At 56.7% G+C, this 19,579-nt stretch carries 15 protein-coding genes, 3 tRNA genes, 3 rRNA genes and 1 pseudogene; 6 read left to right on the top strand and 16 right to left on the bottom strand.

Annotated elements, in window-relative coordinates:
- The first annotated feature begins 7 nt into the window (after nt 1-7).
- The 3 genes from ACODNH_RS11650 to ACODNH_RS11640 all read left to right on the top strand — a co-directional run bounded on the left by ACODNH_RS11650 (nt 8) and on the right by ACODNH_RS11640 (nt 1,211).
- Nucleotides 8-685: a DUF7119 family protein gene (locus ACODNH_RS11650; protein ID WP_306704272.1), complete on the top strand. Its 678-nt coding sequence runs from the start codon at nt 8-10 to the stop codon at nt 683-685.
- A 34-nt stretch (nt 686-719) separates the two neighbouring features.
- Nucleotides 720-793: transfer RNA gene (locus tag ACODNH_RS11645), tRNA-Lys, on the top strand.
- Nucleotides 794-983: 190 nt separating this feature from the next.
- A complete protein-coding gene (locus tag ACODNH_RS11640; RefSeq protein WP_434531406.1) occupies nt 984-1,211 on the top strand; it encodes a hypothetical protein in 228 nt (75 codons plus the stop codon).
- Nucleotides 1,212-1,245: 34 nt separating this feature from the next.
- Here ACODNH_RS11640 and ACODNH_RS11635 read toward each other — a convergent pair whose 3' ends face one another.
- The 4 genes from ACODNH_RS11635 to ACODNH_RS11620 all read right to left on the bottom strand — a co-directional run bounded on the left by ACODNH_RS11635 (nt 1,246) and on the right by ACODNH_RS11620 (nt 3,208).
- Complete coding sequence (locus ACODNH_RS11635) at nt 1,246-2,109, bottom strand: hypothetical protein (RefSeq protein WP_306704268.1); 864 nt, start codon at nt 2,107-2,109, stop codon at nt 1,246-1,248.
- Nucleotides 2,110-2,220: 111 nt separating this feature from the next.
- A complete protein-coding gene (locus ACODNH_RS11630; RefSeq protein ID WP_434531405.1) occupies nt 2,221-2,553 on the bottom strand; it encodes a hypothetical protein in 333 nt (110 codons plus the stop codon).
- A gap of 60 nt (nt 2,554-2,613) precedes the next feature.
- Entirely contained in the window at nt 2,614-2,793 is a 180-nt protein-coding gene (locus ACODNH_RS11625; RefSeq protein WP_306704266.1) for a hypothetical protein, read from the bottom strand.
- Between the two features lie 106 nt (nt 2,794-2,899).
- Complete coding sequence (locus tag ACODNH_RS11620) at nt 2,900-3,208, bottom strand: hypothetical protein (protein ID WP_306704264.1); 309 nt, start codon at nt 3,206-3,208, stop codon at nt 2,900-2,902.
- A gap of 79 nt (nt 3,209-3,287) precedes the next feature.
- Between ACODNH_RS11620 and ACODNH_RS11615 the strand changes: the two genes are divergently transcribed.
- Nucleotides 3,288-3,701, top strand: a complete 414-nt coding sequence (locus ACODNH_RS11615) for a hypothetical protein (RefSeq protein WP_306704262.1) — start codon at nt 3,288-3,290, stop codon at nt 3,699-3,701.
- 153 nt (nt 3,702-3,854) lie between these two features.
- Here the strand turns inward: ACODNH_RS11615 and ACODNH_RS11610 are convergent, their stop codons facing one another.
- The 5 genes from ACODNH_RS11610 to ACODNH_RS11590 all read right to left on the bottom strand — a co-directional run bounded on the left by ACODNH_RS11610 (nt 3,855) and on the right by ACODNH_RS11590 (nt 9,437).
- Nucleotides 3,855-4,997: a signal peptidase I gene (locus tag ACODNH_RS11610; protein WP_434531404.1), complete on the bottom strand. Its 1,143-nt coding sequence runs from the start codon at nt 4,995-4,997 to the stop codon at nt 3,855-3,857.
- Between the two features lie 237 nt (nt 4,998-5,234).
- Nucleotides 5,235-6,407, bottom strand: a complete 1,173-nt coding sequence (locus ACODNH_RS11605; RefSeq protein WP_434531403.1) for a DUF5305 domain-containing protein — start codon at nt 6,405-6,407, stop codon at nt 5,235-5,237.
- Nucleotides 6,408-6,620: 213 nt separating this feature from the next.
- Entirely contained in the window at nt 6,621-7,901 is a 1,281-nt protein-coding gene (locus ACODNH_RS11600; protein WP_434531402.1) for a LamG domain-containing protein, read from the bottom strand.
- On the bottom strand, nt 7,898-8,467 hold the full coding sequence (locus ACODNH_RS11595) for a DUF7344 domain-containing protein (RefSeq protein ID WP_306704256.1): 570 nt from the start codon (nt 8,465-8,467) through the stop codon (nt 7,898-7,900). The genes ACODNH_RS11600 and ACODNH_RS11595 overlap by 4 nt, the downstream gene beginning before the upstream one ends.
- A 412-nt stretch (nt 8,468-8,879) precedes the next feature.
- The gene (locus ACODNH_RS11590; protein ID WP_434531401.1) at nt 8,880-9,437 is read right to left on the bottom strand and encodes a hypothetical protein; all 558 of its coding nucleotides are present in this window, start codon (nt 9,435-9,437) and stop codon (nt 8,880-8,882) included.
- 280 nt (nt 9,438-9,717) lie between these two features.
- Between ACODNH_RS11590 and ACODNH_RS11585 the strand changes: the two genes are divergently transcribed.
- Together ACODNH_RS11585 and ACODNH_RS11580 are read left to right on the top strand one after the other, a co-directional pair.
- The gene (locus ACODNH_RS11585; RefSeq protein ID WP_306704253.1) at nt 9,718-10,305 is read left to right on the top strand and encodes a hypothetical protein; all 588 of its coding nucleotides are present in this window, start codon (nt 9,718-9,720) and stop codon (nt 10,303-10,305) included.
- Between the two features lie 65 nt (nt 10,306-10,370).
- The gene (locus ACODNH_RS11580; protein ID WP_306704251.1) at nt 10,371-11,612 is read left to right on the top strand and encodes an ATP synthase subunit I; all 1,242 of its coding nucleotides are present in this window, start codon (nt 10,371-10,373) and stop codon (nt 11,610-11,612) included.
- A gap of 10 nt (nt 11,613-11,622) precedes the next feature.
- Here ACODNH_RS11580 and ACODNH_RS11575 read toward each other — a convergent pair.
- The 7 genes and pseudogenes from ACODNH_RS11575 to ACODNH_RS11545 all read right to left on the bottom strand — a co-directional run bounded on the left by ACODNH_RS11575 (nt 11,623) and on the right by ACODNH_RS11545 (nt 19,531).
- A pseudogene (locus ACODNH_RS11575) lies at nt 11,623-12,279 on the bottom strand (DUF5305 family protein).
- Nucleotides 12,280-13,054: 775 nt separating this feature from the next.
- A tRNA-Cys gene (locus tag ACODNH_RS11570) sits at nt 13,055-13,130 on the bottom strand.
- Between the two features lie 391 nt (nt 13,131-13,521).
- A 5S ribosomal RNA gene (rrf, locus tag ACODNH_RS11565) occupies nt 13,522-13,644 on the bottom strand.
- A gap of 134 nt (nt 13,645-13,778) precedes the next feature.
- Nucleotides 13,779-16,710 (bottom strand): 23S ribosomal RNA (locus ACODNH_RS11560).
- A 201-nt stretch (nt 16,711-16,911) separates the two neighbouring features.
- Nucleotides 16,912-16,983 (bottom strand) — tRNA-Ala (locus ACODNH_RS11555).
- A 105-nt stretch (nt 16,984-17,088) separates the two neighbouring features.
- Nucleotides 17,089-18,560: ribosomal RNA gene (locus ACODNH_RS11550) — 16S ribosomal RNA — on the bottom strand.
- Together the 16S, 23S and 5S rRNA genes with 2 tRNA genes alongside form the textbook arrangement of a ribosomal RNA operon.
- Nucleotides 18,561-19,222: 662 nt before the next feature.
- Nucleotides 19,223-19,531, bottom strand: coding sequence for a non-histone chromosomal MC1 family protein (locus tag ACODNH_RS11545; protein ID WP_004960658.1), 309 nt, complete (start codon nt 19,529-19,531; stop codon nt 19,223-19,225).
- Nucleotides 19,532-19,579 lie beyond the last annotated feature (48 nt).

Genomic DNA, 19,579 nt, shown 5'->3' with positions numbered 1-19,579 from the left:
CATATCGATGCCAGAGGGGCCCGATAACTACGTTCCATCGACCGACCGTGAATCACCGGTCGGTAAGCCGGTCATCCGCGGCGACCCAGCACTCACTGGACAGCGACCCGAGGAGGCCATCGAGTTCGATCCCGACGACCCCGAGAGCCTCGAACTCGCCGCGAAGACAGTCAAAAAATTCTCCGAGAACACCGCCGGCGCCGACGATAACGTGTTCATTCTGCGCGGCGCAGCCGCATGTGCGGCCCTGGTCCGTGGTGAAGGATCCTACAAGGCCGCTGCCGAACGGGCCGGCGGGGAGGCGTCGGTCTCATTCATCCGGAAATGGTCCCGCGTCCACGACCTCCCCCGGTCTGTCCGTATTCACGTCGCGATGGGGCATATCGCGCCAACGGCGGCCAAACACATCGCCAGAGTCTCCGGCGAGTCCCGCCTTCTACTGGCGTGGGCCGCCCTCGATCACGATCTCACCGTCCGCCAGATCCGATCCGTTGCCAGCAGTGTTAATGACGGCGCGTCCGTAGACGCGGCGCTCGCCAGAAACGGGTACGCGCTGGGTGAAATGCGGACGCAACTCGACCGCGACGCCTACTGTCGACTCCGCCGGCAGGCCGCACTCGATGGGGTCTCTCCCGGAGAAGTCATCAGTGAGGCTATCGAGTCGTACTTCGACGACGGACCGTAAGGCCTTAATCGCCGCTCCCCCGAGCGAATAGCGAGGGCCGGTAGCTCAGTTAGGCAGAGCGTCTGGCTTTTAACCAGATGGTCGGGGGTTCAACTCCCTCCCGGCCCGTTTCCCTGCAAAACGACAGTGAATAGTGGTAACGCTGTGGGGGAGTTGAACCCTGCCAGTCGCGTGCAACGGAGAGCATATCTGGCTCCGGTGCAACTCCCTACAACTATTCTATGTACAAAAGAAGCGGCGCAACAGTACATAGTCCGAGACCGGTTCATTTACCACCGAGACAGCGAATGTCACCAGTATGGACGAAACTACCGATACAATTCAGCGCACACTCGCGCAACCGCTGCGCCCACTGGGCGCGACTGTGGGTGTACTGCTCGTCGTCGCCACGCTCGCTGCGGTCGCCAGCACGCCGTGGCAGACGAACCCGTCAACTGGAGCGGTGGCCATGCAACTGGTCGCGGCGGTCCTAATGGGTGTGATCGGTGTCGGACTTGCGTACATCACCTGGGCAGCCGACGCGTAAGTCAGTCGTCAAAGAGCGTAAAAAGACGTCGTTATTATCCGCGGACGGGCATATACGCCATCCCTAGCATCAGTACGGCCGCGATGCCCGAGAGGATCGAGATGCCCCAGATGCCGTTCTTGCGCTCGTGGAAGTAGTCCTGCTGGTCAAGTGTCTCCTGATACTGATCGTACTGCTGAATTGAGACGATCTGGACGGTATGGTGGTCGGGGAAGTGCGTGAAGAACTGCTGTCCGCTCAGCGTGACGTTCCCACCCTCCGAAAGTTCGACCGTGTTTTCGCGCGGGGCGAACCATTCGAGCGTCGCGCCGTCGACGGTCACTTCGGAGATTGTGGCCTCCTGCGTGCCGCTGTCGGTCGCATGCGGGTAGGTATCACCAGTGGTGAACGACACCGTCTCCGGCTCTGGGAGCCACTCACTCAGCGGGACTTGCGTGTTGTTCGACCGGTAGACCACGTATTCAGTCCCGTTCTGGGTCGCCAACGTGTTCTTGACCGAGGAGTCCTCAGCGAGGAGCGCGCTGACGTTGAGCTCTTCTTCGAGCGTCACCGTACTCTCGTTGCTGTCAGTGTGCACGCGGTAGGTGTCGTTCTGGTAGGTCGTCGTAGTATTATGCTCTAATGTCGCAGTATACTGTGACGATTCGTTCGTCCACGAAAGGTCAGCTGCCATACTGCCGCCACCGCCGCCGTGGCCGCCACCGCCGCTGGACATATGAATGTTCGTGGCTGTGTATTCCGTTCCGTCGACAGTGAATGCACTCTCGTTGGTCAGTTCGGCGTCAGCGTCAAGCGACACCGCCGGCCGCTGACTCTCCGCGACGCCGATGTAGGCGTACGCAGCAACACTGATAACGAGGAAGAACGCGAAGTACGCCGCCGCGGCTCGTCGTTGCATATCAGGAGGGTCAGTCGCCGCGCCGTTTAATGATTACTTTTCGAGTGTATCGGTACGTGGGTGGCACGGCCGTTTCGCCCCGGCAACGGCGGTGCAGATGCATCACACTGGTCAGGCTGTCTCAGATTCGCCAGCGAGAACGTCGTAGCTGTCGAGCGTCCCTGCCATCGGGGGGGCATCCGGATCGTCTTTCCGCTGAGTGCCGTAGTCCATCCACACGCCGCTCGTGTAACTGTACATCTCGAATGCGGCGTCGGTCTCGACGACGATATCGATGACTGCGTCCTCGGGGGCATCATCAAGAACGACGGCCGACCGAACATCGTTGTCGTGGTGCATCACCCAGACCGCGACAGCACCGTCGGTATCATCTAGTAGGGCACTGGCTTCCGCCGGCGAAAACGGGCGGTGAGGCCAGTCATCGACGGGTTCTGGCTCGTTCATACCGGTAGCACGGACCGCAACGGTATCGGTGTTCCCCTGTTACATGGGGTCACCCCACCGTCAGTCGGCGAAGTAGCTGGTGAAAAAGCCGGACAGGAACGACGAGATAGCGACGGCCATGGCCATATCAGTCAGACTCCACGGCGCGTCTTCGTCGTCGGCCAGCCAGACAGTGACAGCGACACTGATTACCAGTGAGACGATCCCGTTGAGGAGGTGCTTGTTCTTGAGCAGACTCATACGCCTGTCCGTTGGTGCGGGGTTCGTATAGAGATTACCCACAGGCGATGTGTCACTGACTGAAACGGAGTCACTGAATTCGGTTGGCGGGTGGGCGCTGGGACGGCTAGCCGTCACAGCAGACCGTGTACCGAACGTCGGCATTGACAAGCGATTGAACCTGCGCAACAACGCTGTCGATCGTCTCGAACTGCCCGAATTTGCTCACGACCGACCCGTCCGCACGTAACACGACCGTCCACCGGTGGCCGTCCGGACCATCGGCCCGTTCAAACGCGATTTCGCGGTCAGGCAATCGAGCGACGACTGGGCCGTCAGTGGTGACCGTCCACGATACGCTATCGGCAAGCGCGCCCTCCAGTGCCGTTTCGAGTCGTCGCCCGAGTCTGGCCGTCGGTTCGTCCTGTGCGTCCATACAGAAACACCGGGGTGCAGAAGCATAAGCCGTTGTGGCACTACACAACGTTCAAACGGCCCAAACCCATACAGAGGATGTGACTCAGTCGCTTCTCGTCTACGACGGCAGTACCGACCTGTTCCGGCGCGCTGCCGAGACGGTAACCCGCTGTGCCACGGATATCACGCCTGTTCCCTGGGAATCCGATGCGATTCAGGCGTTCCTCCGGGCACAGTTCGGTGATCTCCCGTTCGCGTTCATCCTGATCGAAGGGGAGTCAGTCCACGTCGGCGAAGCGGCCGTGAAGGAAGCGCTGGAAGGACTCGATATCGCGGCCCCCGTCGCTCGGTTAGCTGAGCAGGTGTACCCCACCGCAGCCGGGCCGTTTGGGCGTGTTGTCCACGGCCAAGTTCCGGCCGACATCCACGGGACCTTTCCACTGGACGAGACAGCGAAACGCCACATCGAACCGCTCCGGCAGGTCCATACGATACCTGTCGAAACGGAGTAATCAAGCCAATAGGTGGCATAGCCGACCAGAACTGGCCTGCCATGCGGTCGGTTTTCCCACAAGAACCAAAGATACTACAACTACCGTTTGCGGCGTGTTCGGATGATACGCCACCAAGTACGCTGCGTTGCGCTGAACAATCCCATTGCCCAGTCACAACAGCCTACGCTTTACTCGCAGATACAGCGGGATATCCCGGTCGGTGTCGCGGACACGTCGTTTGCTTGTCCCGAGCAACCCGATGACGAATGCCAGCACAGCCACGGTGAGCGCCGCATTAATCACACCCAGTGCCACCAGTGGGTGAATGTCATGCATTGCGATAATAACGGTAGGGGGCAGCAAAACGATGTACCGGTACTCAGAGACGGTCACAACCTTCTGTTCGCCTCGTGGCGGTGCGGGGGCATACAACGCTGTTGAGTCCGTCTCACCGCCAGGGACATCGAGCCACCGATTCTCGATTGTCGTCTGACCGGACGCGTTAAACACGACGAGCATCGTCACCAGCGCATCTTCGTTGTTGGCTACAAGCGTGGCTTCAACCGGCTCACCGGGGGCGACGTTGTTCCCGGTTGCGATCTCACCCGCCGGGATCTGGTGCGTCGAGCTCGGAGCTACCATTGCGATGTTGGCTGGCACGATGATGATTGCAGTCAGAAAGAGCGCGGCGTATCGCGGATCGAAGGTATCCTGCCCGCGCGAGCGGGCTCGGTCACGCGAGGAACCGTTCACAATCCCACTACTGAGGCTTATTGCAAACAGTATCACGCCGGAGACCAGCATCACCGATCCTGCCTGCCAGGACTCGGCTGCTTGCTCAACCCCGAGGACCGTCGTAACCGCAGTCAGAATGTTCGTGACGACGACGCGGCCGGCGAGGATGGCCGTGCCGAAATTCGGAATTGTCACCACCTGTCCACCGGGTTGCCAGGCGACCGCGACGATTTGGCTTTCAGACACTGGGGGTTCAGCCCCGTCCTGGTCTGTGAAGGGGTTCGCGTCTCCCCGGGTGATGTACCCCCGCTCAGTCTCGCCGACGACTCGGTGTGTCGTCAGCTCCCCACCGCGGATCTCCTGTGACTGGAACACGATAACGTCACCCTGCTCGATGTCGCCTGCGACCTGCTCCGGAATCGCGACGAAGCCATCGCCTTCCTGAATCGTTGGCGACATACTCCCGGACACGACGAAGCTCAAAAGCACTGGCTGCCCGACCAGTGCACCCACGACGAGTGCCAGAACCAACACGAATCCGGCGAGTGTCAGTCCCCTCACAACATACGTTCGGAGCATACCAGTGTGTCGCTACGCGATGTAGACCAGCAGAATATAAATCGGTGTTGCTCAGCCAGGGAAAGCGATGTGAGCGCCGTATCGTCACAGGATATCGTGTTTCAACTCGTCAGCTGTGCCAATCGCAAGCGGTGGCTCCCGCTATCGATATCTATCTCCTGCCGCGGCCGCGAAAATAGAACAGCGCAAACACTGTCGGAGCGATCAGTAATTGCGGGACGTGGCCGGTCGATGGGGTCACCCGTCGTTCGAGTCGCGCGTGTCGCTTTCATCAGGATGTGTCGCATCAGCATCCTCGGTCGAGTCGTTGAAGAGCAGGCTCGAAAGCGACGCTGTCGCGTCGTCTCTGTCTTCCGAGGCGGGCTCGGTACCCCTCGCCACTGGTGACGAAAGTGGGTCGACAGCCGGTGGCGCCGTGTACGTGTAGATTTCATTGTCGACGAGGACTGCATACTGATCACCATCTTCGAGGACGCGCCTGTCACTATCGATAGCAATGTCAACGAGGTCTGCCAGCGAGTTCGTCGGGACAGGTGTCCGGTCGTCGGTATCCGGGATTCGTGCCGTCGAGATCCACTCGTCAAAGTCATTACGTGCACGCTCGAACTCGTTGCGCGCTCGCTCACGGTCAGTGACTACAAGCCAGCCACGCCAGCGTGCGGTCCCGAGGAAGGCCATACACACCAGTCCGAATACACAGAGCACAGGCCCGCCGTACAGTTCCAGCCGTGTCGGTTCAATAGTCCGGGTTACCGGTTCGGTCGCGTCGTAGGAGGTCGCTCCGGTTGTGGTAGTGCTGACGCGGTACACGCTCTGTCCGGGCACAATCTCGATGCGGTCGGTGCGAGTATCGGTAAACGTCTCTCCGTCGACTGACGATTCGACAGTCGTGTCGGCGACAAGGAGGACTTCGGTCTGTCCGGGGGCAGCCCCGAGGTCGTTCTGTATTGCTTCAGTGCGATTGAGGATTGTCGGGATGTCCACACTGACTGTAGTGGCTGCCGACTCGCCGTCCTCGATTTCGACAGCATCGAGCGTGTCGAGCGAGTCGCGCGTCTGCCAGTGAACCACCTGATTCCCGTTTCGCTCCTCGACCGCGCGGATGATCAGTGACAGGTTCGTCGAGGTGACTGCCGCGTTCCCGTCGGTGTTGTCGTGTGAAACCGTGTACGTGCCATCGAGTTCGGGCGATGCCGTCGTAAAATACAGCGACCGGTTGCTGAGTTGCTCACCCGCACTGAAAACCTCGGTATCACGCGTCACTGTTGCACCGTGTTCGAACCCGCTTTCCACCGTCCACGTGCCGACAGTCTGCTGTTCAGTAACTGTTTCCGCTCCGTCGACATGGCTGTCGTAGGTGACGTAGCCGCCAGCAAGCGTTAGCGCAAGTGTAACGAGCAGTATCAGCACGAACCACCTGCTAAGCGCAGAGCGAACCGAAACTGAAAGCAAGTTATCCATTTTCACTATTGACACCCGGTAGTCTGCGATGCGACGTGACTACTGGCCCCCTTGAGACCAGCAAATTAGTCTTTTCTGCTTCATTTGATTCGCTGTTGGCCAGATATTGTTTCGTTGCATGCGCTACGGACAGTGTGGTTTGGATAGATATGCTCATAGAACTCAGCCGCCTATACTGCCGCTGTCGCCGTTTTTGCTTGTCGCGTAGAGATTTTGAACCTGCTCGCTGGTGAGCGCGGTGTCGTAGGCTTTTGGCTCGTCCATGAAACCATCAAACGGAAAACTGAGATCGTCATTACCGTCAATCCCGTTGCCTATCCGGAGTGGTTCATCGGACCCAAACGGGTCTTTTAGATCGCCGCTGTATCCATCATTTTCGTAATCTCCATTTACATATACTCTGTCTTCAGATGGGTTAGACGACCGGTGGGTCCAGACAACATGGTTCCAATTACCTTCACCCACTGTTGCACCTGTCTTTATTTCATTCGTCTTTCCACTTCTCTGCCCGGTTTCTATTCCGATTTCAAATTTATTATCAGATCTATCGTCAGTTTCGCCGAGGAAAAACTGGTATCCCTTCTCAGCGTCAGAATCTCGGTTATTTCTGGGGGAATCCCATTTACTGAACAGTCGCGCGTACAAATTCGGAATTGAAGTCGGTTTTATCCAGATGGACAGTGAAAAGTCATCGGTGAAATCTAATTCAGAGTTAGACACTGTAATAACGCCTCTCCCGCCGGAGTACCTGTCGCCGCCGAACTCAAGTACGGTGCCACGATTACCACCGTCTGCTGGGTCTGGCTCATAACCATAGTAGGTGCCGCGACTCCATCCTACTGATTTACGGCTGGCGTCGTTGCCGCTCCAGATATCTGAGACTGTTTGTCCCCCTATTTGTTCAAAATCCCAGTACGAAACCCGCGGGTCTTCGTATGTAACGGTCGGTGTTCGACTCAGCGTTATTGTTTGGTTTTCGTTTTTGGCTCCAGCAGTAAAATCGAGCGGAAGGTCATATTCGCGGTCGGAGCCAATGGACACATCCGGGAGAAGGTCAAGTGTTGCCTCGATCGTCCCCTGCTTTCCCGGTCCAACGCTATCGGGCGTATCAAAGTAATTAGCAGGATCCGTTCCTTCACCTTTGAACAGATCGGCCACCTCAGTGGTATCATCACTGTCGACTGTAGCCGCATTCAGGTTTACTCCAACTTCTTCGTCTAGATTGTTCTGGAACGTTATTAGCGATACCCTCTGACCGGGGCCCCCACTATCGGCCAGTGATTTAATCCCAAACAGCGGACCATCGGAGCTATCTTCAGTTGTGTCGATATTCACCTGACGGTCAGCGGTCACGTCTGTGAACCCACCAGTCCCCCACGTCAGGAGGCCAGCACCGCTACCGATCAGCGCGAGTGCACTCCGGCGAGTCCACTTCTTGCTCATGTTTCAACATCCGGGGGCGTCTCGCCCGCTCCCAGACGGAGTTGCTGGCTCTGCCAGACATGATACAGCCCGGAGCAGAGAAACAGCATGACGACGAGCCCAGCCCACGCGAGGTCAGGAATACTGGCTGGAAACACATTCAGTCCGGCAGCGCCGACAACAGCACCCGACAGCACTGACAGCCCGAGGTAGTACTGTCCCCACGGGATGGAGTCTTCCGGCACAACATCCATGTACACGTCGAGGTCCGCTGCCTGTTCGGTCAGCCTGACCGTTCCATTGTCGTATTCGATCACGCCCGCGCGGTCCATCGCGGGCAGATGCGTCTGTTGCATTGACGTGTACACGCGATGGCGCTCACTGGACGTGATCTCACTCTGTGGTTTCCCGTTTTCCCACGCCGCCACCTGTTCAGCAATATCCGAGAGTTCTGAGTCACCGTCTGTCTGCTTCGCTACGTGTAGCGCGTATCGCCGGCGGTGATTACTGAGTAAGTCGAATACTTCGTCCCGTGTAATCGCGTCACCAGCCCCTGTCTGGTTGCGTTGCTTCCCACCCACTGCCATTGTCGACATATTAGTTTATAATATGTAAAAGCGTTCTGGAATGTCAATGGTAACAAAATTGTATGTAGATTAGGCTGTTAGTAGACGGGACATGGTGTTGACAGCTTCAGAGCCGGTAGTACAGATATTAATATATAGAATTTATGATAATACAGCAGATGAGTCCGTGATTCTATGAGCGTTGAATACTGTCGGGTGCCAAGATGTGAGTGGGCGACGCGGTGTACTAGCTACAGTAAGTAGATTAAGATAGAGGCAATGTTACAGTTCATCAGTGGCAAGACGCTCCGAATCTGGTACCTGCGCTGTATGCGATTACTCGACATCTACATCATAGCAGTCATTGACAGATAGAAGTAAGCTAAATAGCTTCCTAGGTTGTCAATGCCAGTCTGCGATTCACGTCTGAGTTTTATTGTTCTGTAATGCTGATGTCGAGGTCTTCGTTGTTAGCCGAGGTTTCTGTCGTGATTTCGGCACCGGAAGAACTATTCGAGGAGACTGAGATGACTGCTCCATCGGTAACCGATTTTCCGTCGACCTGCGTAAGCACATTGCCGCCATTTTCTCCCCCGAACGTAACGTCAAACGTACTGTTACTGTCAGCGTTTGGCACGAATTTAAACAGACCAGTGTACCCGAGAGTCGAGTTCGGTGGGAGGCCATTATTTTCGCCAAAGACGATTTTCACATCATTAGCAACGAGGCTCACGTACTTGTGGCTCACATTGTCGTACGTTCCATCTGTGCCCGGGTTTGCTCCATCCTGAGCATCCGGATTAGAGGGGAACAGGTTTGTTGCATCAACGGAGTTATCCCCGGGGCCTTTGACTGAGACATCACTTGATGACGTATCGACAAGCACGTCAACAGCGTTGCTTGTGATTGTGTCTGCGATATCGTCTTCGGTAGTTTGGTCTACACCGTCTACGAGCCCGTCCGTGCCACTATCTGCACCGAAAACGTTCACTTCGACTGAACGCGTTGCAGTAACGCTCGTAAACGCGCCCGTACCGAAGAGCGCCCCACCACTGATTGCCAGTCCACCAAGTCCCGTAAGTACGTTTCTACGATTCATATGTTAGTCAGCACGTTATGGCCGTGCCGTACCAGCTACGACAGTTCCCGGGGACTTACTATTGTGCTGCTTGAGCCGGCTTACAGCCATGCTTGAGCCGCTAATGGACGGCATTAACACCGCTCAGGCAGGTCAATAGTAACTGGTGGGCTATCGTTGTGTAGCATAACAGATGAGACTAAATCGACGAAGTGTCCTGCTCGGGCTCGGGACAATCAGTGCGACTGTCGGCGGCGCGTTCGGCTCCGGTGCATTCTCCTCAGTTGAAGCGACGCGGACAGTTAAACTGAATACCAGTGGCGACTCAAGTTCCCTTCTGAGTTTTAAGCAGAATCCGAACAACAACACTGCTGAGAAGATAATTACTACTGAATCTGTTGGATCCAGTAGTAACGACGTGATTAAGATTGAGCAGATCGATCTGAATGAAAGGGCAACAACGCGGTTTGAGGATGTTCTTCGCGTAACAAACAACGGAAACAAAGAGGTCTATCTTTCGGTGAATGATGACGGAGGGAGCAGTTCGACAACGCCCGACCCTAATAACCTTATTGGGGACGTTCTGGATATCCGGTACAACAAAAACACAATCGTCGATAGCTCCAATGACGGTGATAATGCTGTCTCCCTAAGCGCGGGCAACTCCATGGATCTCACAGTTGTCGTTGATCTTCGAAACGGCAACAAAGGAGAGGACATCAGTTCGATCAATGAAATCGTCTTCGCGGCGCGGACATCAGAAGCAAGCGAGAGCAACTGAGGTCTGTTGTCACACGATAGGTGGTCGGGATCACGGTAGTGATATGCAGTATTGTACGCCATGACATGAAATGGTACTTCGCTCTTGGGCTGGTGTTCATCGTCTGCGGGACAGTCATGTCCACGGCCGCAGTCCCGCTCTCCGAACCCGTTGATGAACTCGCCCCAGCGGAAGACACCGGGGTTGCGCTGGCCCCAGCTGACACGCCCAATGGCGACCGCTACGCATCGTTTGACAGCAACGGCGAACTTGTCATTTCTGTTGATGTTTTTTCAAGCACCGAGACCGTATTCGACGACGTGTTCGTCGTTGGTTTTGCGGGAGTCAACGGTAGCGACGAGGCAGCGACGATCCGTATCAAGCACCAGAGCGAGTGGTTGGGCATCTACAGGAACACAGACGCAGGCACACGCAAGTCGGTCGATGAAGCGAGTAACACGCTTAGGCTTGACCCGGGCGAGCAGGCAACGCTCGGGTTCGCCGTGACGACAGATGCCGACAGCCCGGCGTCCCTCTCCGAGACACTGACTTATACCATGGAGATCCCAGATTCTGAGTCAAGCACTGGTGGGAGTGGCGCCGGTGGAAGCGGTGGCGGTAGTGTGGGCGGCGGAGGCAGTGGCGATAGCGGCAGCAACACTGAGACAGGCGGTGCTGGTGGCGGGGATACCAACGCGAGCGACGGGGATGGCACTGACAACGGGAGCACTGACAGTCCCGAGACTGTGACGGCGACTGGCGAAACGACTGAAACACCCACTGATGAAGGCGGCGGTGGCAGCGGTACTGGCGTTGAGACATCGACCGACGATCCGACTGATACGCCGACCATCAACGAAGAGGAAACCCAAACTGTGGCCGGCGGTGGCGCTGAGCCTGTGCCGTCGACACCCGAAAGCCAGCAGTCAGCCGAGCCGAGCGAATTCGCGCTCGGTTTCGATCCGGCATTTGGAATTAGCTGGGGACTGTGGGCGTTCATCGCTGGCCTGCTCGCTGTAGTGACAAACTACCTCGTCCAGACACGATATCATGATGTCCTCCCGGTACTTCAGACACAACCGAGTGACCGCCGTCACCGGTTCCGCCGCGTCGCTGTCCGCGAAGCAGCGGTCGGTCTTGCTGGGATTGTGCTCACAGTTCTGGTTGTGTCAGCGGCTTCAAGTGCCGGCTTTGACCCAGTCGCACAGTTGGCTACAGCACTCGCGTTCTCCGCTGCAGTCGGTACAGTGACTGGATACCGACTACTCCCGGAACTCGATACAATGCTCGAACCGCAAGCCGCCAACGGCGGCACCGAAGAGCAATAAAATAACTCGGTCACGCCGATGTCTCAGCGTCACTGTTGCCCACAGTGGAATTAGTTCCGGGTTTTAGCGGAGGCCAGTACCGAAACAGTCGGTCACCAGTGTACACGATAAATGCAGAATCGCTATCTGACTCGATGATACGTTCATGAGTGTCGATTGCGATATCTACGAGCCCGACGAGCGAATCGACGGAAGTCGTCCAGGCATCGTCGACTGGATCAGCCTAGCCGACAGTTATCCATTCGTCAAACTCCTCACGGGTGGACTTGTATGTGACCCATCGGCGCTCGGCGTCGGTGAGTGTGAGATAGTCGGTCGTGCGCCCATAGACGAGGGCAGCAGCGCCACCAAGGCTACCAAGCAGGAGCACCGGGCCACCAAGAGTCCAGAGCGGTCCGTAGGTCTTCTCTACCTGTGCTTCGACAGTTCGGTCACCACTGTTCGTCACCGGACCAGCGTTTTCGATACGATAGCTGCTCTGGCTCGGGATAATCGGAAGGCGGTACGTGCGAGTTGTATCGACCGACTTCCCGTTACGTGTCCCCGAGAGAGTTACCTGTGAGACCACCCCCATCTCAAGTCGGCCGGACGTCTGACCATGTTCCAAATCGATGCGTCGAATGGTTTCGGCTGCGCGACTGACGTTCAGCGAGAACGGAGCCGTCACACGTTCACCCGCAGCCAGCGACTGTACAGTACCCTGTGTCAACGGTCGTTCGACTTCCCAGTAGACGAGCTCACCGTTTTGCGTCGATTCGACGGACCGATACTGAACGACCACATCAGCCGCGGCGGCGAGATCGCTTTCGTTGCTGGCGCTGTACGTGTACGTGAACGCTCCGTATAGTATGGGAGCGACCTGCTGGAGGTATACGGATCTGTCTTCAAGCACTTTACCCTCTGGAAACGCTGAGATCCCGTTGTGAACTGTCGCGTTGCGAGAGAACGATCCGGACGATTGCCACGACGAGACCTGCCGCGTGGTTGTGTCCGTTCCTGGGGCAATGTACTCCGTATACTGAGATATCCGCCAACTGCAGCGATAGCAACCAGACAAATCAGTAGCAGTTCGTAGTTGTCGACGACTGTCCGCCGCGTCTTCTGACCCAACAACCCCATGGCAACTGTAACACTGGTGTCGACAGATAAAGGATGATACCAAGTCAGCAGCGAGATATCTCTTTCTTCGCAGCCCTCATCGCCACTAACCCCGACGTTCGAATGTCCCGGAAATCTGTTTGTGGCCGCATTATTAGTTTGTGCGATCCTGCTCCGTCAGTTGTTGCCCTGGAAAAGAGAGTTCATAAACAGCCTGCCAACACTGTATCCTTCGACAGAGGCTTGCTCCTGTGCTTAGTTTTCGAGCAACAGTTCATAACGTCGAACATAAAAAGGCAGAAAGCAGTAATTCACCAGGGTTTATCAGGCTTAAGCAACTGAGAAGCCAAGGGCCGGATTTGAACCGGCGATGGGCGGCTCTGCAGGCCGCTGCGTTAGGCCAGACTCTGCCACCTTGGCGCAAATAGAGGTAGTCAACTCGGTCGTTTAAGCGTAGCGAATTCGATTTGCTATCACTCTCTGACTGACTCGGTTCACTGGCTCCTTCGAATGGGGTGTGCTGTAGACTGACGATTGTGTCTCATCCGGAGAGCAGAACTGCTTGTCATTGGCGAGCAGTGCAACCAGCGGTTCGAAGCCAACGGCATACGCGAACCGTACAGCGTCGGACTCCGATCAAGCCATCTCGCCCGACAGCAGGTACGTCACGGTTAAGCGATACATTCATTGAACGCGACTTCGCGAGTCATACGGGCTCTTTCACCCCAGCCACATAGCTGTCAGCTTGTGTAAATACGGAAAGCCCACTCGGGAGAGATCCCTCTCCTGAGTGGGCTGTGATAGGTATGAATGGTGGCGGCGAACCGGATTTCCCAGAGGCTCGCGCACTCCAGTACTCCCCGGAACGCTGGTGGGCTTATCTTCCGTGTTCGGGATGGGTACGGGAGGCAACCCCACCGCTGTGGCCGCCTAACGTCGAGTCGTGGAATCGAACCACGAGAGTACCAGTCTCGATCGGTCTCCACCGTGTGATTACGTGCGATCCAGTTTGCGCCTGGACTCGTTCAGCGACGAGTTAAATCGTCGGTGAATGAGTCACAGTGCGTATGAATGATGGCTTTGGTCTGTTAGTGCTCGTGGGCTTAACGTCTCGTTACCTCGACGCGCACACCCCGAGTCTATCGACCGCGTCTTGTACGCGGGACCTCAGCGGTGTCTCTTTTCCAAGTGGGTTTCGAGCTTAGATGCGTTCAGCTCTTACCCCGTGTGGCGTGGCTACCCGGCACGTGCTCTCTCGAACAACCGGTACACCAGTGGCCACCAACCGTAGTTCCTCTCGTACTATACGGTCGTTCTTGTCAGACACCATAACACACCCAGTAGATAGCAGCCGACCTGTCTCACGACGGTCTAAACCCAGCTCACGACCTCCTTTAATAGGCGAACAACCTCACCCTTGCCCGCTTCTGCACGGGCAGGATGGAGGGAACCGACATCGAGGTAGCAAGCCACTCGGTCGATATGTGCTCTTGCGAGTGACGACTCTGTTATCCCTAGGGTAGCTTTTCTGTCATCAATTGCCCGCATCAAGCAGGCTAATTGGTTCGCTAGACCACGCTTTCGCGTCAGCGTTCCTCGTTGGGAAGAACACTGTCAAGCTATCTTTTGCTCTTGCACTCTTCGCCGGGTCTCTGTCCCGGCTGAGATAGCCATAGGGCGCGCTCGATATCTTTTCGAGCGCGTACCGCCCCAGTCAAACTGCCCGGCTATCGGTGTCCTCCTCCCGGAGTGAGAGTCGCAGTCACCGACGGGTAGTATTTCACTGATGTCTGGGTAGCCCGCTAGCGCGGGTACCTCTGTAACGACTCCTACCTATGCTGCACATCGGCGACCACGTCTCAGCGACAGCCTGCAGTAAAGCTCCATAGGGTCTTCGCTTCCCCCTGGGTGTCTCCAGACTCCGCACTGGAATGTACAGTTCACCGGGCCCAACGTTGGGACAGTGAAGCTCTGGTTAATCCATTCATGCAAGCCGCTACTGATGCGGCAAGGTACTACGCTACCTTAAGAGGGTCATAGTTACCCCCGCCGTTGACAGGTCCTTCGTCCTCTTGTACGAGGTGTTCAGATACCTGCACTGGGCAGGATTCAGTGACTGTACGAGTCCTTGCGGATTTGCAGTCACCTATGTTGTTACTCGACAGTCCGAGCTTCCGAGTCACTGCGACCTGCTCCGTTCCGGAGCAGGCATCCCTTCTTCCGAAGGTACGGGACTAACTTGCCGAATTCCCTAACGTTGGTTGCTCCCGACAGGCCTTGGCTTTCGCCGCCATGGACACCTGTGTCGGTTCTCGGTACGGACATCATGCTCGTCTTTTCATGGGCCCCAGGTTGAATCACGTTTCCCTATACCGCCGTTCGTCCGCTTCGTGCCATTACGGCTTCCACGGAGTTGGACGGTTCGACCGGGCGAATGCCCGGCGTGATCGACCCCAGGGCGTCAACTTTCACTGCATGATGGCACAGGAATATTAACCTGTTTCCCATTTCGTCATAGTCGAGTTGCGGTATGACTTAGGACCGGCTAACCCTCAGCTGATCAGCAGTGCTGAGGAACCCTTATCCATTAGGCCGTCGGGGTTCTCACCCGACTATCGCTGCTACTATGGCCAGGATTTTCGTCACTTATCGGTCCACAGGAGCTCTCGCCCCCGCTTCCATCCAATAAGAGCGCCAATCTACTCGATTACCAGTATGAGTGGTACGGACAGGTCTCGGTGGTGGATTTGAGTCCCGATCATTTTGGGCGCCTCAAACCTCGGCCGGTAAGCTGTTACGCTTTTCTTAGAGGGTAGCTGCTTCTAAGCTCACCTCCCGGCTGTCTACGGGCTCGAGACCACCTTCAGAGGATTACACTTAATCCACACTTGGGGACCTTAACCTATCTCTGGGTTGTTCCCCTCCTGGTACACAGGCTTACCCCGCGCACCGGAATCCCCGCGTCAAACAGCGTCTGTAAGTTTGGAGTTTGACAGGTGTGCCGACTCCTCTCGGAGGCGGACACACCAATCGGTCGCTCTACCTCACAGACTACCTCGGCGGAGGTCATGCTTCGACATGTTTCGATTGGAACCAGCTGTTGCCGGACTCGATGGGCCTTTCACCCCTACACATAGATCACGAGAGGGTATTGTAGGACACCAACTCTAACAGACTTCCACGTGCCTTTCGGCACGCTTCATCTTGTCCATGCGTAGATCGTCCGGATTCGGGTCGTGTCCGAATGGCTCCCCGCCCTTGAAGACGGCGGCCCTCGGGCAAAGCCCTGCGGCCATGTCGGTTTCCCTGTGCCTCCCCGGATACTCCGGTTAGACTTGCCATACAGACACACTCCCTGGCTCGTTTTTCAAAACGTACGACAGAACATCGGCTTCCCGTGAGTCTTACTGGAGACTCGCGTCTCGGTCATTCGTCATGGGACCTTGTATGCCCTGTCGCTCGATCGCCAACTGATTTCATGCTCTATTTCGCCTCCCTTCTGAGGGTACTTTGCAGCGTTCGTTCACACTACTTGTTCACTATCGGTCTCAGGTTGTGTTTAGCCTTCGCAGTCGATGCCTGCGTTATTCGCGAGGGATATCCAACCCCCGCTACTCTGGCACTACCGCACAGCGTACTGGTCTTCAGTACGGGGTTGTCACCCTGTATCACGCTCTATTCCAAGAGACTTCGTGAAGACGGTCGGCTGATGAGAGGTAGCCCTGACACCACATTGCCCGTGAGGGCTTCGGTTTGGGCTGTATCGCGTTCACTCGCGGTTACTAACGACATCACATTGCGTTTTCTGTTCCTCCCGATACTGAGATGTTTCAGTTCTCGGGGTTCCTCATTGCGCGAAGCAATTGTTAGAGAGATTCTCATTCGGAAATCTGTGGTTCTTCGCCTCCGTGCGGCTCCCCACAGCTTATCGCAGCTTGGCACGTCCTTCATCAGCGCCTGAGCCGAGCAATCCACCAGCTGGCATAGTAGCCAACGTCGTTGTGACTCGTTCAACTGAACGAGTCCAGTGGACGCCTGGATCGCACGTACACACGGTTTCATATTCGCCCCCAAGGTGGAGATGGTGGGCGAATCGACCCTTCCCAAGCTCGGTTTTACCCGGCCTGGTGCATCTGTCGTCGTACCATATTCCATCGCCGTCCCACACTTAAGGGGCACGGTTCGGGGCAGGCACGTCGTATGGACCCACTGGGATTTGAACCCAGGGCCTCCGCCTTGCAAAGGCGGCGCTCTCCCGCTGAGCTATGGGCCCGGCAGATCCGCACGGTTGTCAGCCCTGATAGTTCATAAGTGCCCGGTCGACGGAGTTCTCGAACACCGAAAGGTGGGTTGGGGCAGAGCCCCAATCCCGATCAGTAGGAGGTGATCCAGCCACAGATTCCTCTACGGCTACCTTGTTACGACTTAAGCCCCCTTGCGGAGCCCAGATTCGACCGTCGCATGACGGCCTCATCCGGACCCCACTCGGGTGCTTTGACGGGCGGTGTGTGCAAGGAGCAGGGACGTATTCACCGCGCGCTTCTGACACGCGATTACTACCGAATCCAGCTTCATGCGGGCGGGTTTCAGCCCGCAATCCGAACTACGACTCCGTTTGGAGATTAGCTCCGCCTCTCGGCGTCGCATCCCACTGTCAGAGCCATTGTAGCCCGCGTGTTGCCCGGTCCATTCGGGGCATACTGACCTACCGTTGCCCGTTCCTTCCTCCGCTTTAGCAGCGGCAGTCCTCCTAGTGTACCCAACTACCTCAAGGGTATTGCTGGCAACTAGAAGTGCGGGTCTCGCTCGTTGCCTGACTTAACAGGACGCCTCACGGTACGAGCTGACGGCGGCCATGCACCTCCTCTCAGTAGCGTCGAGTAAAGTCGTCAACCTGACTGTCATTACTACTGTCGGGACCGGTGAGATTTCCGGCGTTGAGTCCAATTAAACCGCAGGCTCCTCCGGTTGTGGTGCTCCCCCGCCAATTCCTTTAAGTTTCATCCTTGCAGACGTACTTCCCAGGCGGCTCGCTTCTCGGCTTCCCTAGGGCGCAGCGCAGGCTCGTAGCCTACGGCACACCTAGCGAGCATCGTTTACAGCTAGGACTACCCGGGTATCTAATCCGGTTCGAGACCCTAGCTTTCGTCCCTCACCGTCGGGTCCGTCTTCCTGAGGTGGTTTCCCCATTGGTGGTCCGTCCAGGATTACAGGATTTCACTCCTACCCCGGACGTACCCCTCAGGTCTTCCGGCCCCAAGCCGGACAGTTTCCGCTGGACGCCGACGCGTTGAGCGCGTCGATTTCCCAACGGACTTGTCCGGCCGGCTACGGACGCTTTAGGCCCAATAATATCGGCCATCACTTGGACTGCCGGTATTACCGCGGCGGCTGGCACCGGTCTTGCCCAGTCCTTGTTCCTGTACCACCTTACGGTACAGAAAAGCGAGGGCTATATGCCCTCGCACTCGGAGTCCCCCTATCGCACTGTCGTGCAGTGTAAAGGTTTCGCGCCTGCTGCGCCCCGTAGGGCCCGGTATCTTGTCTCAGATACCGTCTCCGGGCTCTTGCTCTCACAACCCGTACCGATTATCGGCATGGTGGGCCGTTACCCCACCATCTACCTAATCGGCCGCAGCCACATCCTACAGCGCCGGAACGTTTCTAACTCTCGGCACTCCAGCGTGAGAGTTATATCCGCTATTGGCCTCAGTTTCCCGAGGTTATTGCGGTCTGTAGGGTAGTTTGGCCACGTGTTACTGAGCTATATGCTACGAGTCTAAACTCGTGCAACTAGCATGGCTAAATCGGACTCCGATAGCAATGGCCTCCGGCAGGATCAACCGGAATGTATCCCGGCACAATGCCGGGGGGTTAGGCGGGATCACACCCATATAATATGGGTGTGGTCGCTATCGAAGGGTGTTCGAGGACACCCGTCGACCGAGTGTCACCGAACTATCAGAGCTAACATCAGATTCCATCTTGACGGCGGACCGCAGGGGTGGAATCCTCATTTCTTCGGACCTGATTGTTGTCTCGAAGCCATCATAAAGGCTTCGAGTTTCGTTGGCGAGTCGATCCCGCCTGGTCCGTGTCGGCAGGGGTTTGATGTCCCCGACCGAACGTCGTTCGCGTTCATTCCGAACACCCTGTTACACTTAAGGGCGTCGGATTGGGCTCGCGTCGAACCGCACGACGTGAGCGACCTTCGCGTCCATTCCGAACACCCTGTTACACTTAAGAGCGTCGGAACGAGTCCGTTCGTTCGGGGGCCATCGCCCCTGACCACGTTCGCATTTCATTCCGATGGGTGAGCCACACTTAACCCCGTCGAAGGAGGTCCCCTTCGAGACGCGATTACACGGGTGTGAGTGTCCCACACGTATACAAGCGGAGAGTACGGGTCACGGAACAGCAGTGGCTGAAAGTAAACATCTCATCCGCGCCCACGTGAACGCGCGGTCACGCTCATCAACTGAAAGGGCTACCGAAAATGTCGGGAATGCGACCTAGATCTCGTCTAGGTGTTCGACGCCCTGCTTTGAGACGTTCCCTTTCGTGATGTCGCCGGGCATCCAGTCGGGCTTGTCGTCGGGTGCCTCCTCGACCCATGCCCACGCCTCGTAGATATGGACTTTGTGGGTCCCCTTCTCCCGTAGTCGTATCTCCTCAGGGTCAGCCTGCTCTTCACCGTCGGCCGGTTCGAGTCGACGTGCTGCCTTCAGCGCAGCCTGTCGAGGTGTTCCGCCCGAGAAGACGCTCGATTCGTCACCGTCTTCGCGCAGTGCGAAGTTGCGCTTGTCACTGTCGGGTGCCATGGATTTCACCGCTCCATGCCAATTCAGCACATGGCAGAACATAAATAT

The organism is Haloarcula sp. NS06, assembly GCF_051122755.1.
In the GTDB taxonomy this organism is placed as follows: domain Archaea; phylum Halobacteriota; class Halobacteria; order Halobacteriales; family Haloarculaceae; genus Haloarcula.
This window is presented reverse-complemented; position numbering and strand designations above follow the sequence as displayed.

Coding starts and splice junctions, on each gene's coding strand:
- ACODNH_RS11625 (WP_306704266.1), bottom strand. CDS start 2,793: ATGAGTCTGCTCAAGAACAAGCACCTCCTCAACGGGATCGTCTCACTG.
- ACODNH_RS11620 (WP_306704264.1), bottom strand. CDS start 3,208: ATGGACGCACAGGACGAACCGACGGCCAGACTCGGGCGACGACTCGAA.
- ACODNH_RS11640 (WP_434531406.1), top strand. CDS start 984: ATGGACGAAACTACCGATACAATTCAGCGCACACTCGCGCAACCGCTG.
- ACODNH_RS11585 (WP_306704253.1), top strand. CDS start 9,718: ATGAGACTAAATCGACGAAGTGTCCTGCTCGGGCTCGGGACAATCAGT.
- ACODNH_RS11650 (WP_306704272.1), top strand. CDS start 8: ATGCCAGAGGGGCCCGATAACTACGTTCCATCGACCGACCGTGAATCA.
- ACODNH_RS11630 (WP_434531405.1), bottom strand. CDS start 2,553: ATGAACGAGCCAGAACCCGTCGATGACTGGCCTCACCGCCCGTTTTCG.
- ACODNH_RS11545 (WP_004960658.1), bottom strand. CDS start 19,531: ATGGCACCCGACAGTGACAAGCGCAACTTCGCACTGCGCGAAGACGGT.
- ACODNH_RS11600 (WP_434531402.1), bottom strand. CDS start 7,901: ATGAGCAAGAAGTGGACTCGCCGGAGTGCACTCGCGCTGATCGGTAGC.
- ACODNH_RS11635 (WP_306704268.1), bottom strand. CDS start 2,109: ATGCAACGACGAGCCGCGGCGGCGTACTTCGCGTTCTTCCTCGTTATC.
- ACODNH_RS11610 (WP_434531404.1), bottom strand. CDS start 4,997: ATGCTCCGAACGTATGTTGTGAGGGGACTGACACTCGCCGGATTCGTG.
- ACODNH_RS11580 (WP_306704251.1), top strand. CDS start 10,371: ATGAAATGGTACTTCGCTCTTGGGCTGGTGTTCATCGTCTGCGGGACA.
- ACODNH_RS11595 (WP_306704256.1), bottom strand. CDS start 8,467: ATGGCAGTGGGTGGGAAGCAACGCAACCAGACAGGGGCTGGTGACGCG.